At 70.6% G+C, this 12,851-nt stretch carries 11 protein-coding genes and 1 pseudogene; 9 read left to right on the top strand and 3 right to left on the bottom strand.

Annotation, left to right across the window (positions count from 1 at the left end):
- Window positions 1-834: pseudogene (locus DSC45_RS33560) on the bottom strand (Fe-S oxidoreductase); the annotation flags it as partial.
- Window positions 835-1,203: 369 nt separating this feature from the next.
- Here DSC45_RS33560 and DSC45_RS36680 point away from each other — a divergent pair.
- Genes DSC45_RS36680 through DSC45_RS33545 form a run of 3 tightly spaced genes read left to right on the top strand, consistent with a single transcriptional unit; the run spans window position 1,204 to window position 4,486 of the window.
- Window positions 1,204-2,688 (top strand): MraY family glycosyltransferase, encoded by a 1,485-nt coding sequence (locus DSC45_RS36680; protein WP_119295807.1) that lies wholly within the window; start codon window positions 1,204-1,206, stop codon window positions 2,686-2,688.
- Window positions 2,685-3,695 (top strand): WecB/TagA/CpsF family glycosyltransferase, encoded by a 1,011-nt coding sequence (locus tag DSC45_RS33550; RefSeq protein ID WP_119295806.1) that lies wholly within the window; start codon window positions 2,685-2,687, stop codon window positions 3,693-3,695. The genes DSC45_RS36680 and DSC45_RS33550 overlap by 4 nt, the downstream gene beginning before the upstream one ends.
- The gene (locus DSC45_RS33545) at window positions 3,692-4,486 is read left to right on the top strand and encodes an FkbM family methyltransferase (RefSeq protein ID WP_119295805.1); all 795 of its coding nucleotides are present in this window, start codon (window positions 3,692-3,694) and stop codon (window positions 4,484-4,486) included. The genes DSC45_RS33550 and DSC45_RS33545 overlap by 4 nt, the downstream gene beginning before the upstream one ends.
- A gap of 18 nt (window positions 4,487-4,504) precedes the next feature.
- On the opposite strand, the gene DSC45_RS33540 is transcribed toward DSC45_RS33545, so the two are convergent.
- On the bottom strand, window positions 4,505-5,332 hold the full coding sequence (locus tag DSC45_RS33540) for a glycosyltransferase family 2 protein (RefSeq protein WP_240434998.1): 828 nt from the start codon (window positions 5,330-5,332) through the stop codon (window positions 4,505-4,507).
- Between the two features lie 421 nt (window positions 5,333-5,753).
- Here DSC45_RS33540 and dnaK point away from each other — a divergent pair, with 421 nt between their 5' ends.
- From dnaK to DSC45_RS33510, 6 genes are all read left to right on the top strand, one after another.
- Window positions 5,754-7,643, top strand: coding sequence for a molecular chaperone DnaK (gene dnaK / locus DSC45_RS33535; RefSeq protein ID WP_119295803.1), 1,890 nt, complete (start codon window positions 5,754-5,756; stop codon window positions 7,641-7,643).
- On the top strand, window positions 7,640-8,332 hold the full coding sequence (grpE, locus tag DSC45_RS33530) for a nucleotide exchange factor GrpE (protein WP_119295802.1): 693 nt from the start codon (window positions 7,640-7,642) through the stop codon (window positions 8,330-8,332). Before dnaK ends, grpE begins: the two co-directional genes overlap by 4 nt.
- Window positions 8,333-8,365: 33 nt before the next feature.
- Complete coding sequence (gene dnaJ, locus DSC45_RS33525; protein ID WP_119295801.1) at window positions 8,366-9,571, top strand: molecular chaperone DnaJ; 1,206 nt, start codon at window positions 8,366-8,368, stop codon at window positions 9,569-9,571.
- Between the two features lie 5 nt (window positions 9,572-9,576).
- A complete protein-coding gene (locus DSC45_RS33520) occupies window positions 9,577-10,029 on the top strand; it encodes a heat shock protein transcriptional repressor HspR (protein WP_119295800.1) in 453 nt (150 codons plus the stop codon).
- 215 nt (window positions 10,030-10,244) lie between these two features.
- Window positions 10,245-10,487, top strand: a complete 243-nt coding sequence (locus DSC45_RS33515) for a helix-turn-helix domain-containing protein (protein ID WP_162929419.1) — start codon at window positions 10,245-10,247, stop codon at window positions 10,485-10,487.
- Between the two features lie 265 nt (window positions 10,488-10,752).
- Window positions 10,753-11,859, top strand: a complete 1,107-nt coding sequence (locus DSC45_RS33510) for a helix-turn-helix transcriptional regulator (protein WP_240434993.1) — start codon at window positions 10,753-10,755, stop codon at window positions 11,857-11,859.
- Here DSC45_RS33510 and DSC45_RS33505 read toward each other — a convergent pair.
- Window positions 11,822-12,826, bottom strand: a complete 1,005-nt coding sequence (locus DSC45_RS33505; protein WP_240434992.1) for a helix-turn-helix transcriptional regulator — start codon at window positions 12,824-12,826, stop codon at window positions 11,822-11,824. The two genes, DSC45_RS33510 and DSC45_RS33505, sit on opposite strands and share 38 nt — an antisense overlap.
- Window positions 12,827-12,851: the final 25 nt, after the last annotated feature.

Raw genomic sequence — 12,851 nt, 5'->3', positions numbered from 1 at the left:
GCCGGGGTCGGTGAAGTCGATCGGCTCGCCGCCGGAGGTCATCGGCTGCAGCTCGCCGAGCGCGGTGCCGCCCTGCGCGTCCCGCTTGAACCAGATGTTGGGGAAGGCGAGGAAACGGTGCCAGGCCACACCCATGTCGGTCTTCAGAGCGACCGTGATCATCCAGATGAAGGAGGTGGCGATCTTCACGCCGGCGAAGAGGTACGTGAGGGTCTGCAGGGTGGAGAGATCCAGTCCCTCCAGCCAGGAGACGACCGGGTACGAGATGAAGAACGACGCCTCGTAGCCGTCCACGTGGTGCTGAGCACCCTCCAGGGCGTGCAGCATGAAGATGCAGATGCCGACGATGAGGATGACGGCCTCGACGAAGTACGCCTGGCCGGTGTTGGAGCCGGCGAAGCGGGACTTGCGTCCCGGCTTGTCGGGCCGGCTCAACTGCCGGATGACGATCAGGGTCGCGATGCCGAGCACCGTCATCGTGCCGAGGAACTCGACGAACACGTTGTACGGCGCCCAGTCGCCGATGATCGGCAGGAGCCAGTCGGCCTTGAAGAGCTGGCCGATGGCGTTGACGATCGTCAGGAGCAGCGAGAAGAAGCCCACTGCGACGAACCAGTGCGCCACACCGACGACGCCCCAGCGGTTCATCCGGGTGTGGCCGAGGAACTCCTTGGCCACGGTGATCGTGCGCTGCACGGGTTCATCGGTACGGGTACCGGCCGGGACGCTCTGACCGAGCCGCATGAAGCGGTAGATCTGCGCGATGGCTCGGGCGAACAGAGCCACGCCGACCACGATCAGGACCATCGACACGATGATCGCGGCGAGTTGCATGTGAGGGCTCCTCGGGCCTGCAGGCGGGTATTCAGCGACTTACTAAGCGGTAACTTATTCAGTCCGCCCGAGACTACCCATTTCCGGGGGCGCACTGTAGTCGGGGTGGCGGTGATCTGTGTCGCTGAGGTGTGCCTCAGTGGGTCCGCCGCTGTGGCCGACCCCGGCGCCCCTCGTCGGCGGCGATCCGCCACGCGGGGTCACTCGTGTCGCCTTTGCCGCCTTTTCTTGGGCGTTGAATCGTGTTATTCACCGCATTTTTGGACATACCGTACTAGCTTATGGGTGGTTCGAGCCCGGTATGCGCGCTCCGGATTCATCCGGGTGCCGCGATGGCCGGACAGCGCGACAGAACGGCAGCCCTTGATCATGCTCTACGGAACCGTCGCGGTGCTCTCCGCCGTAATCCTCACCGCCGTGCTCGCCCGCGGCGTCCGCGCGCTCTGCCTGCGGACCGGGGTGCTCGACCGGCCCGGAGGCCGCAAGGTGCACGCCCGGCCGACTCCGCATCTCGGCGGGATCGCGGTCGCCGGGGGCACGTTCGTCGTCTGCTGCACCGGATACGCACCACTCGGCGACGACGTGCGGCGGCTGCTCTGGGCGGCGGCCGCGGTCGCGCTGCTCGGCCTGATCGACGATCTGCGGCCGCTCGGGCCGCTGCCCCGCCTTGTCGTCGAGACCGCGGCCGCGTGTGCCGTGGTGTTCGGCAGCGGGCTCTCGCCTGCCGCCGGGTTCCTGGCCGTCGGCTGGATCGTCTTCGTCACCAACGCCTTCAATCTGCTGGACAATTCGGACGGCGCGGTGGGTACGGTCGGCGTGGTCACGGCACTCGGGCTCGCGCTGTGCGCGGCGGCCGGAGGCCGGTCCGGGCTCACCCTCCTGCTCGTCGTGCTCGCCGCGTCGCTCGCCGGGTTTCTCACTCTCAACTGGCACCCCGCGCGCATCTTCCTCGGGGACTGCGGTGCTCTCTTCACCGGTTTCGTACTCGGCGCGGCCGGGGTCCTCGTGCACGCCGGACGGGACGTACTGCCCAGCGCGGCCGCCCTGTTCGCGGTGTCCGCCGTCGTCACCGCGGACACCGTGCTCGTCGTCGCGTCCCGGCGGCGTGCCGGCCGGCCGCTGCTGCTCGGCGGTACGGACCACATCGCGCACCGGCTGCGGCGGATCGGTTTCACGGTGCCGGGTGCCGCGGTCGTGCTCGGGGCGGCCGCGTTCGCGAGCTCCCTCGTCGGTGTCCTCATCCACCGCGACGTCCTCGGCCCGTCGGCCGCACTCCCCTTGCTCTGCCTCACGGCGGCAGCGGTACTCGCGCTGCTGCGGGTGCGGGTGTACGGCGTGCGCGGGCGGCGGGGGCCGGGGAGCGGGAGAGGGGTGGCGACCAGGACGGGTGCGCGCGGGGGTGCCGGAGCGCGGACCGCTGCCGGGAAGGTGACCGGACCGCGGCGTGCGCCGCGGCCGCCGGGCGGGGTGCCGGCCACGCGGGCGGCCGGGGGCGCTGCTGTTTCCGGGGCTTCCGCCGCCTTCCCGGGGGCCGCCGCTTCCGGGACCGGGGCTTCGGCCGCCTTCTCGGGGGCAGTCGCGTCCGGCGCACGGGCCTCGGTCGCCGCTGCGGAGGCCGCCGTCTTCGGCGCGGGTGCCAAGGCGGGTGTGCCGGAGTCCCTCGCCGCGTCGCGAGCCGAGTCCGGCCGTGCTCCGGAGGTCGTGGCGGAGCCCGCCCGGGTGCCGCAGCCCGCGCCGGTCCCGCCGGCTCCCGTCGTACCTCCCGCTGCCACGGGCCGTCCCGCGCAGCAGCAGGGACCGGGTGGTGACGGCGTGCCCGATGCGCGGGCGGGTGACGGGGCGGCGGACCGGTGAGCACGGCCGGCGGGCGGCCGGGGCTCGGCCCGGGGCCGCGGGTGTCGCCCTCGGTCGCCGCGGCCACCGTGGTCTGCTCCGGCATCCCCCTCGCGGTGGTCACACCCGCGGAGGGTTCCGCCGCGGTGGTACGCCTTGCCGCGCTGGGCGGCGCGGCCGACGTCCACCTCTGCGACACCTACACCCTCGCGCTCGCCGACACCGATCCCGTACTGCACCGGCGGCTGCGCACCGCGACCCTCAACCTGCCGGACGGGCCGGGGGTGTCCCGGATCAGCCGCCTGCTGCACCACGACCGCGGCCTGCCCGCCGAACCGCTCGAAGGTGCCCGGCTCCTGCTCGACGTCTTCCGCACCGGCCAGACCGTGGGCCTGCGGCATTACGTGCTCGGGTCGAGCAGCACGGGACTCGACCGGCTCACCGCCGTCCTGCGCGCCCGCTGTCCGCGGGCGCGGATCGTCGGTTCCGAGGCCGTGCCGCACCGGCCCCCGACCGACGAGGAGCGCTCCCGGCGGGCCGAACGCATCCGGGCCGCCGGCGCCCAGATCGTCTGGGTCGCCCTCGACACCCCGCACCGCGACCACGAGGCGGCGCTGCTCGCCCGCCGCCACCCGGCCGTGTATGTCGCGGCCGGGCCCGCGGTCTTCGCCTCCGTGGCCGCCGACGGGCCGGGTCGTTCGGCACCCGTCGAGCGTCCCGTACGGGAGCGGCTGCGGCGACTGGCGCCCGCGCTGTCGTCGTCCGATGCGCGCGAACACTGGCGCCGGCTCCTCTGGTCCCACCCGCGCTTCATCCGCGCGGCCCTGCGCTCGACGCCCGCCGCGACCGGCCGGCCGCGCAGACCGGTCGTCCGCCGCGCCCGCGATGCACGTGCCGCCGAGCTTCCCGACCTCAAGTCCCGTACACCGCAGGCCCGTTCACCGCAGGCGGGTGCCGGTGAAGGGCGTGGGGGAGCAGGTGGCGGCTCCTCGTCCGGATCGTCCCCGTCGAAAGGCCCCCTGCGATGAGTCAGTTCCGCACGCTGGAGCCGCCGCCCGTGCCGACGGCGCCGCCCACCGCCGCACCCGCCGCCGCACGTGTACCGGCCGGACGGGTTCATTACGCCGCGCTGCAGCAGGAGATCGCGCGGCGGGCCCGGGTGGCGCTGCGGCGGATCGGGTACGACGTGCGACGGCACCCGGACGACCGGACCGGCCGTGAACTTGCCCTGCTGCTGCGCCGGTTCGAGATCGACACCGTGGTCGACGTGGGTGCGGGAGTGGGTGCTTACGCGACGCTCCTGAGGCAGGGCGGCTTCCGCGGACGCATCGTGTCCTTCGAACCGGAGCCGGCCCTGCGCCGCGAACTCCTCGCCGCCGCGGCCGACGACGACCTCTGGACCGTCCTGCCGTACGCGCTCGGCAACGAGCCCGACGACGGCGCGGACGCTCCCCGCGCGTGCGACGGCCCCGTTCCGCGGCGGCTCGACGAGCTGTGGGAGGAGATCACCGCGCCGGGTGAGCGGGTGTTCCTGCGGCTCGACGTGCCGGGCCGGGAGACTCGGGTGATCGGCGGCGCGGGCGAGTTCCGGGACGAGATCGCCGGGCTGCAGACCGGGGTGTCGATGCTGCGGGGCGCGGACGGGCTGCACTTCGACGAGGCGCTGACCCTCGCGCGCGGCGAACTGGGCCTCAGCCTGATGAACGTGCTGCCGGCCGGAACGGACCCGTCGACCGGCCGCCTGCTGTGCTGCGAGCTGGTCCTGGTCGGGGAGGACCGCGACTCCGAAGGGGCAGCCGTGGCCCCCGCCTTCGCCTGACGCCCGCTCACCACCACGTCACCGCCGGCCCGTTCGGTGCCCTGCTCCCGCCCGGAGTGCCGTCCGGGCGTACGGAGCGAGCATCAGGAACGGGGTCCACGGCCGGCCGTGCCGCAGGCAGTACAACCACCAGGCGCGCGGCGGGAGTTCACGCGGTGAGGTGACGCGGCGCAGGGCCTCGCGCACGCCGATGCCGGGTTCCCTGGAGTCGGCGCGCGGCGGTCCGCCGTCGCAGACTCCCAGGTGGCCGGGTGCGACGTACGCCCGCACCCCCGCCCTGCGGGCGCGCAGCCCGTGGTCGTAGTCGCCCATGCCGTGCGGGAACGCGGCGTCGATGTCGCCGGTCAGGGCCCGGACCTCGTACGGCACGAGCACGACCTTGCCGTTGTACGTGTCGCAGGGCTCGGGTGCGTCCGTGGGCTCGACCAGGTCGAGGGCCCGTCCGCGGCGGCCGGAGTATGTGGTGCGGGTGCCGTCGGCGGAGCGCAGGGCGCCCACCACGACCGACCTTGAGCCCAACTTCCCGTCGAGCGCGAGGAGTTCGGCCAACGCGTCCGGGTCCAGGGTCACCGCGTCGCCCAGCCAGAGCTGGTGGGTCCAGGTGGCGGCGCCGGCGGCCCGGCTGTTGCGGCTGGCGATGCGCATGCCGTGGCCCCAGAAGACGTCGGCGGCGACGGTCATCACCTCGGCCTCGGGGTGGGCGCGGCGGACCGCTTCGGGGGTGCCGTCGGTGGAGCCCGCGTCGACGAAGTGGACGCGTACGACGGTCCCGGGCGGGAGGCCGCGCTGGCGGGCGAGGGAGTCGAGGGCGGACAGCGTGGCGGCTCGACGGTTGTGGCTGGTCATGAGGACGGCCAGCAGGGGCGGTGCCACGGGACCTCCTGGGCTCGGGGGGCCCACCATGCCGCATATCGGTCTAATCTCGTTGTGCAGACATACCAGGCAAAACGAGTGGCGCGGGTGGGGGCGGCCTCGGGTGGCGGGCCGGAGCAGGGGTGGGGGTCGGCCAGGCCTGCCCGGGGTGGGACGGTGTGGCTCTCACGGACTCTCACGGACTCTCGCGGACTCTCGCGGACTCTCGCGGGCGCCGCCCGCGGACTCTCGCGAACCTTTGCGGACCTCGCCGATGGAGAGAAAGCGCAGGTCAGGTTCGCCTTGCCGGTAAGGGCGAGATAAAAGTTGAGTCGGTACGGCTCAGGTCTGTTGACGCCGTCGATTCCCTCGTGCATCCTTGAGCCAGTTCCACTCAAGTCACTGGAGGATTGAAATGGCACGTGCGGTCGGCATCGACCTGGGCACGACTAACTCCGTCGTCAGCGTTCTGGAGGGCGGCGAGCCCACCGTCATCACCAACGCCGAAGGCGCCAGGACCACGCCGTCCGTCGTCGCCTTCGCGAAGAACGGTGAGGTGCTCGTCGGCGAGGTCGCGAAGCGTCAGGCGGTCACCAACGTCGACAGGACCATCCGGTCGGTCAAGCGCCACATGGGCACTGACTGGAAGGTCGACATCGACGACAAGACCTTCAACCCGCAGCAGATGAGCGCCTTCATCCTGCAGAAGCTGAAGCGGGACGCGGAGTCCTACCTCGGCGAGAAGGTCGCGGACGCGGTCATCACCGTCCCGGCGTACTTCAACGACTCCGAGCGCCAGGCCACCAAGGAGGCCGGCGAGATCGCGGGCCTCAACGTCCTGCGCATCGTCAACGAGCCGACGTCCGCCGCCCTGGCCTACGGCCTGGACAAGGACGACCAGACGATCCTCGTCTTCGACCTCGGTGGCGGCACCTTCGACGTCTCGCTGCTCGAGATCGGCGACGGCGTCGTCGAGGTGAAGGCCACCAACGGCGACAACCACCTCGGTGGTGACGACTGGGACCAGCGCGTCGTCGACTACCTGGTCAAGCAGTTCAACAACGGCCACGGCGTGGACCTCTCCAAGGACAAGATGGCGCTCCAGCGCCTGCGCGAGGCCGCCGAGAAGGCGAAGATCGAGCTGTCCTCCTCCACGGAGACCACGATCAACCTGCCGTACATCACGGCGTCCGCCGAGGGCCCCCTGCACCTGGACGAGAAGCTCACGCGCGCCCAGTTCCAGCAGCTCACGCAGGACCTGATCGAGCGCTGCAAGACCCCCTTCCACAACGTGATCAAGGACGCCGGCATCCAGCTGTCCGAGATCGACCACGTGGTCCTGGTCGGTGGCTCCACCCGTATGCCCGCCGTCGCCGAGCTCGTCAAGGAGCTGACGGAGGGCAAGGAGGCCAACAAGGGCGTCAACCCGGACGAGGTCGTCGCCATCGGCGCCGCCCTGCAGGCCGGTGTGCTCAAGGGTGAGGTCAAGGACGTCCTGCTCCTCGACGTGACCCCGCTGTCCCTCGGTATCGAGACCAAGGGCGGCATCATGACCAAGCTGATCGAGCGGAACACGACGATCCCGACCAAGCGGTCCGAGATCTTCACGACCGCCGAGGACAATCAGCCGTCCGTCCAGATCCAGGTCTACCAGGGCGAACGCGAGATCGCGGCGTACAACAAGAAGCTCGGGATGTTCGAGCTGACCGGTCTGCCGCCGGCCCCGCGCGGTGTCCCGCAGATCGAGGTCTCCTTCGACATCGACGCCAACGGCATCATGCACGTGACCGCGAAGGACCTGGGCACGGGCAAGGAGCAGAAGATGACCGTCACCGGCGGCTCCTCGCTGCCGAAGGACGAGGTCGACCGCATGCGCCAGGAGGCGGAGCAGTACGCGGACGAGGACACCAAGCGCCGCGAGGCCGCCGAGTCGCGCAACCAGGGCGAGCAGCTCGTCTACCAGACCGAGAAGTTCCTCAAGGACAACGAGGACAAGGTCCCCGGCGAGGTCAAGACCGAGGTCGAGGACGCGGTCAAGGAGCTCAAGGAGAAGCTCGCGGGCGAGTCCGCCGAAGGTGACAACGCGGCGGAGATCCGCACCGCCACCGAGAAGGTCCAGGCCGTCGCCCAGAAGCTCGGCCAGGCCATGTACGCCGACGCCCAGGCCGCACAGGGTGCCCCGGGCGCCGACGCCGGTGCGGAGGACGCGGGCACGCCGGGCGCCGAGCAGGCCGCCGAGCAGGACGACGTCGTGGACGCCGAGATCGTCGACGACGAGAAGCCGAAGAAGGACGGTGCCGCGTGACGGAGGAGACACCGGGCTTCGACGAGCAGCCCGACGTCCCCTCCGGCGGCGCCGACACCCCCGACGCCACCGAGCCGAAGGCCGCCTCTCCCTCCCCCGAGGAGGGGGCGGCGGCCCCGGCCGGGGACGCGACCAATGAGTCCGTGGCCCTGACGGCACAGCTGGACCAGGTGCGTACCGCCCTCGGCGAGCGCACCGCCGATCTCCAGCGGCTGCAGGCCGAGTACCAGAACTACCGCCGTCGGGTCGAGCGCGACCGGGTCGCGGTCAAGGAGATCGCCGTGGCGAACCTCCTGGCCGAACTCCTCCCGGTGCTCGACGACGTCGGCCGGGCGCGCGAACACGACGAGCTGACCGGCGGCTTCAAGTCCGTCGCCGAATCGCTCGAGACGGTCGTCGCCAAGATGGGCCTGCAGCAGTTCGGCAAGGAGGGCGAGCCCTTCGACCCGACGATCCACGAGGCCCTGATGCACAGTTACGCACCGGACGTCACCGAGACGACCTGCGTGGCGATCCTGCAGCCGGGTTACCGGTTCGGCGAGCGCACCATCCGCCCCGCGCGGGTGGCGGTGGCGGAGCCGCAGCCGGGTGCCCAGACGGTCAAGGGAGGCGAAGGCGACGAGGCGAGCGTGGCCGGAGACGGCGAGGACGCCCCGGAGAAGGACAGCGGTGGCCCGGACGAGGGCTGACGCAGCAGACAGCGGGAAGGAGGGACGCCGGGGATGAGTACGAAGGACTTCATCGAGAAGGACTATTACAAGGTTCTCGGCGTCCCCAAGGACGCGACCGAGGCCGAGATCAAGAAGGCCTACCGCAAGCTCGCCCGCGAGAACCACCCGGACGCCAACAAGGGCAACACCAAGGCGGAGGACCGCTTCAAGGAGATCTCCGAGGCGAACGACATCCTCGGCGACCCCAAGAAGCGCAAGGAGTACGACGAAGCACGCTCGCTCTTCGGCAACGGCGGTTTCCGCCCGGGGCCGGGCGCGGGCGGCGGTTCGTTCAACTTCGACCTGGGCGACCTCTTCGGAGGCGGCCCCCAGGGAGGTCCGCAGGGCGGTACGGCGGGCGGTGCAGGTGGTCCCGGCGGCTTCGGCGGCGGGCTCGGCGACGTCTTCGGCGGGCTCTTCAACCGTGGTGCGCAGGGCGGTCCGCGTACGCAGCCGCGGCGCGGGCAGGACATCGAGTCCGAGGTGACGCTCAGCTTCACCGAGGCGGTGGACGGTGCGACCGTGCCGCTCAGGATGTCCAGCCAGCAGCCCTGCAAGGCCTGTTCGGGCACCGGCGACAAGAACGGCACGCCCAGGGTGTGCCCGACCTGCGTCGGCACCGGTCAGGTCTCGCGCGGCGGCGGTGGCGGGTTCTCGCTCACCGATCCGTGTGTGGACTGCAAGGGCCGCGGTCTGATCGCCCAGGACGCCTGCGAGGTCTGCAAGGGCTCGGGGCGCGCCAAGTCGTCCCGGACGATGCAGGTCCGCATCCCGGCCGGCGTCTCGAACGGCCAGCGCATCCGCCTTCGGGGCAAGGGTGCGCCGGGCGAGCGCGGCGGTCCCGGCGGCGATCTGTATGTGGTCGTGCACGTCGACCCGCACCCGGTCTTCGGGCGCAAGGGCGACAACCTGACCGTCACCGTCCCGGTCCTGTTCACCGAGGCCGCGCTCGGCGGCGAGATCAAGGTGCCGACTCTCGGCGGTCCGCCGGTCACGCTGAAGCTGCCGGCCGGCACGCCGGGCGGTCGTACGATGCGGGCTCGCGGCAAGGGCGCGGTCCGCAAGGACGGCACTCGCGGCGACCTCCTGGTCACCGTCGAGGTGAGCGTTCCCAAGGATCTCGAGGGGGACGCGAAGTCCGCGCTCGAGGCGTACCGCAAGACGACTGCGGGTGAGGATCCGCGGGCAGAATTGTTCAAGGCCGCGAAGGGAGCGTGACGGCGATGGACGGACCAGGGCGTCGTCGTAACCCGTACCAGTTGACAGACGATTCTCCGGTGTACGTCATCTCGGTGGCGGCCCAGCTGTCCGGACTCCATCCGCAGACCCTGCGGCAGTACGACCGCCTCGGCCTGGTCTCGCCGGACCGTACGGCGGGACGAGGCCGGCGCTACTCGGCCCGTGACATCGAACTGCTCCGCCAGGTGCAGGAGTTGTCGCAGGACGAGGGCATCAATCTGGCGGGCATCAAGCGCATCATCGAGCTGGAGAACCAGGTCGCCGCGCTGCAGTCGCGCGTCGCCGAGCTCGCGGCCGCGGTCGAGGGCGCAGCGGCGGCCATGCAGCAGCGCGAGGCCCAGGTCCACGCCTCGTACCGCCGCGACCTGGTCCCCTACCAACAGGCCCAGCAGACCAGCGCGTTGGTGGTGTGGCGGCCGAAGCGGAAGCCGGAGTAGACGCCTGGTCGCTCTCTCTGGTTCTGAACGGGCCGGGGCGGGAGAGTTCACACTCTCCCGCCCCGGCCCGTTCGCTTTGCCCTGGCCCACTCACTTTTCTGACGTTTTGACGCACCGTCATTTTCCTGGCGCGGCAGAAGCTGGCGCTGGTGGGGCGGTCCGTGCACGGGGCATCGTGGTGCGCGCGGATACTGCCGAGGGCGGGGGTGCTCGGGGTGGGTGACAGGCGCGGGGATCCACCGCCGGCGTCGCGGCACGACGACGCCGTGGCGCTGGTGGAGCTGCTGGCCCGGGGCTGGTGCGACGAACGGATCGCCAGGGCCCTGGCGTTGAGCAAGCGCACGGTGCAGCGGCGGGTGCAGTACCTGATGGCCGACCACGGCTGTACGAGCCGCTTCGCGCTCGGGTACGCACTCGGCGCGGAGGTCGAGGCCGCGCGGCGGGACGCCGGCGGGTGAGCCGTTCGGGACATCTCGGTCCCGGTGCGCGGACAGGGCTGCTCCGGTACGGCGCTTGGCCGGGCGGACCGGGGGAAAGTCCGCGGTTCGTACCGAAGCAGCCCTTACCGTCACGAAACCAGATGTCTCGGTAACTTCCTAGAGATCGGTGCGGGGTTGGCGTCTTGCCGCCAATTCACTGCGCGGGCCGGCCCTGGACTGTGAGGCCGACCGGACGGCCGCCTTTCGGGTTTCTGCTGTGCTTGGCGGGTTTGCATTAGGAATAATGCGGATCGTCGTGGGTCCGTGGCGCCCGTGTGCGGCTCTCCCGGGCGATTGCGGCGCAGTGAAAAAGCTGGGGGGTATGGCCGTGGTTCTACGCAGCCCGGGGGAGTACGGACCGCATCCGCACGGGCCCGAGGATCTGTGCGAGGCGGGGGAGCGCGTCTATGCGCGTGCGCTTCGGGTCGGTGGCATCGCCAGGCCGGAAGCCGAAGACGCGGGTTGTCTTTTCGAGCTCGGGCTTCTCCAGGCGGATCCCACCGACTTGGAGTGGTTGCTACCGGCCAGGCCCGGCGAAGTGCTGGCCGGGCTGCTTCACGGTATTCGCGACCAGACTGCCCTCACCCAGGAGCGGATGACTTCGGTCGCCGCGGCCGCCGAGCGGTTCGCGGCGCTGCAGGTCGCGGAGCTTCCGGCCGGCGGTGGCGTCCGGGCCGTCGAGGGCAAGGACTACATCCAGGGCCTCATCGACGAGGAAAGCGCGAAGTGCACCACTGAGCACGCCGGGATTCAGCCCGGGGGCATACGTTCCGAGTTTCACCTCTCCCGAGCGCTGCCGCTGGTGCAGGACCTGGCCGGACGAGGATTGCGGGTGCGGAGCCTGTACACGCATGTGGCGCGCCACGGTATGGGGCTGCAGGCCTACCTCGACCTGGTGGGGCCGACTGTCGAGATCCGTACGCTCGACGTCGTTCCGGAACGGCTCGTCATGTTCGACCGCAGCGTGGCCTACGTGGCCGCGGTGCCGGATCGCACCGTCGCACTCGAGATCCGGATCCCCGCGCTGGTCGACTATCTCTACGCGGTCTTCGAATGCTTCTGGCGTACGGCACTGCCCCTCGACGATCGGTTGTCGGATCGCAGTGAAGTCGAGGGCATCACCCACCGGGAGCGGGTCATCGCCTCGCTGCTCGCCGAAGGACTCACAGACACCGAGGTGGCCGAACGCCTGGGAGTGAACGTCCGGACGTGTCGGCACCACATCGCCAAACTGGCTGACGTGTTGGGCAGTTCGAGCCGTACGCAGCTCGGTGTCCGGATCGCGGAGGCAGGACTCGACACGCTGCCGTACGTCAGCGCTCCTGGTCCAGAATCCCCGACCGGGCTATGAGGTAGCCCAGTTGGGCACGGCTCCCACTGCCCAGGGAAGCCGCGAGCTTGGCGATGTGGCCTCGACAGGTGCGCACGTTCATCCCGAGTCGCCTCGCGATGGCTTCGTCGACGTGTCCTTCGACGAGGAGCCGGGCGATGGAGCGTTGCACGCCCGTTATTCCGTCTGCCTTGAAGTTGTACGGGACCTCATCGCTGATCGGGACGGCCACTTGCCAGAACTGGTCGAAGACGCCCACCAGATAGTGCACGAGCCCCGGGTGCCGCAGTTCCAGGGCCACTTGACGGTCGCGTCTGGCCGGGATGAACGCGACCTCACGGTCGACGATGATCAGCCGGTCGATGATTTCCTCGAGGGTGCGGACCTCGACCTCGGGACCCACCCGCTCCAGGTAGTCCAATGTCAACTCGGTTCGCCGCGCGGTGTGTTGGTACAGAGTGCGCATCTTGATGCCGCGGCCGAGCAGGGGAAGTACGCGCCCCAGGCCCTGATTGACGGCCGGCGCGCTTCGGCCACCACCGGGTTGAACGGTGAGGAGTTCGCTTCTGCATCCGGCCACTACACGGTCCAGTGTGGCGTTGATCAGGCCGAGCCCCTCGAGGACGGTGATCGCGTGAGTGGTCGGTGGGTCCAGCGCACTGATGGCCATGAATGGCTCAAAGGCGTCGGAGAGGGCCACGGTCAGCCGCCGGCGCTCCTGGATGTCGCGCTCGATCGGCTGGAGAAGCTGGGCGAGCGCGGCCGACGGGGGAACCGGTCGCAGCCACTGCGCGTCGTCCGGATCAGGGTGCAGAAGTGCCAAGTCGATCAGGCAGGGTGCGGAATCCAGCTCCGATCGCGCAATCCGGCCGGTTCGGAGCGCGCTCGCATAGAGCTCGGCCCCTGCTTCGCACAGCTCCGTGTGCGAATGAGGGTGTCCCGTCTGCTGTGCTTTTTTCTCCATATGTCCACCCCCAGGCTCCTGCATGCCAGGAACATGATGCCTGGCCATG

Source organism: Streptomyces sp. YIM 130001 (assembly GCF_003574445.1).
GTDB lineage: Bacteria > Actinomycetota > Actinomycetes > Streptomycetales > Streptomycetaceae > Streptomyces.
This window is presented reverse-complemented; position numbering and strand designations above follow the sequence as displayed.

What these genes read in the sequence shown, in the direction of transcription:
- DSC45_RS36680 (WP_119295807.1), top strand. Translation starts at nt 1,204, where the DNA reads ATGCTCTACGGAACCGTCGCGGTGCTCTCCGCCGTAATCCTCACCGCC.
- DSC45_RS33545 (WP_119295805.1), top strand. Translation starts at nt 3,692, where the DNA reads ATGAGTCAGTTCCGCACGCTGGAGCCGCCGCCCGTGCCGACGGCGCCG.
- DSC45_RS33540 (WP_240434998.1), bottom strand. Translation starts at nt 5,332, where the DNA reads ATGACCAGCCACAACCGTCGAGCCGCCACGCTGTCCGCCCTCGACTCC.
- dnaK (WP_119295803.1), top strand. Translation starts at nt 5,754, where the DNA reads ATGGCACGTGCGGTCGGCATCGACCTGGGCACGACTAACTCCGTCGTC.
- dnaJ (WP_119295801.1), top strand. Translation starts at nt 8,366, where the DNA reads ATGAGTACGAAGGACTTCATCGAGAAGGACTATTACAAGGTTCTCGGC.
- DSC45_RS33520 (WP_119295800.1), top strand. Translation starts at nt 9,577, where the DNA reads ATGGACGGACCAGGGCGTCGTCGTAACCCGTACCAGTTGACAGACGAT.
- DSC45_RS33510 (WP_240434993.1), top strand. Translation starts at nt 10,753, where the DNA reads ATGCGGATCGTCGTGGGTCCGTGGCGCCCGTGTGCGGCTCTCCCGGGC.
- DSC45_RS33505 (WP_240434992.1), bottom strand. Translation starts at nt 12,826, where the DNA reads ATGCAGGAGCCTGGGGGTGGACATATGGAGAAAAAAGCACAGCAGACG.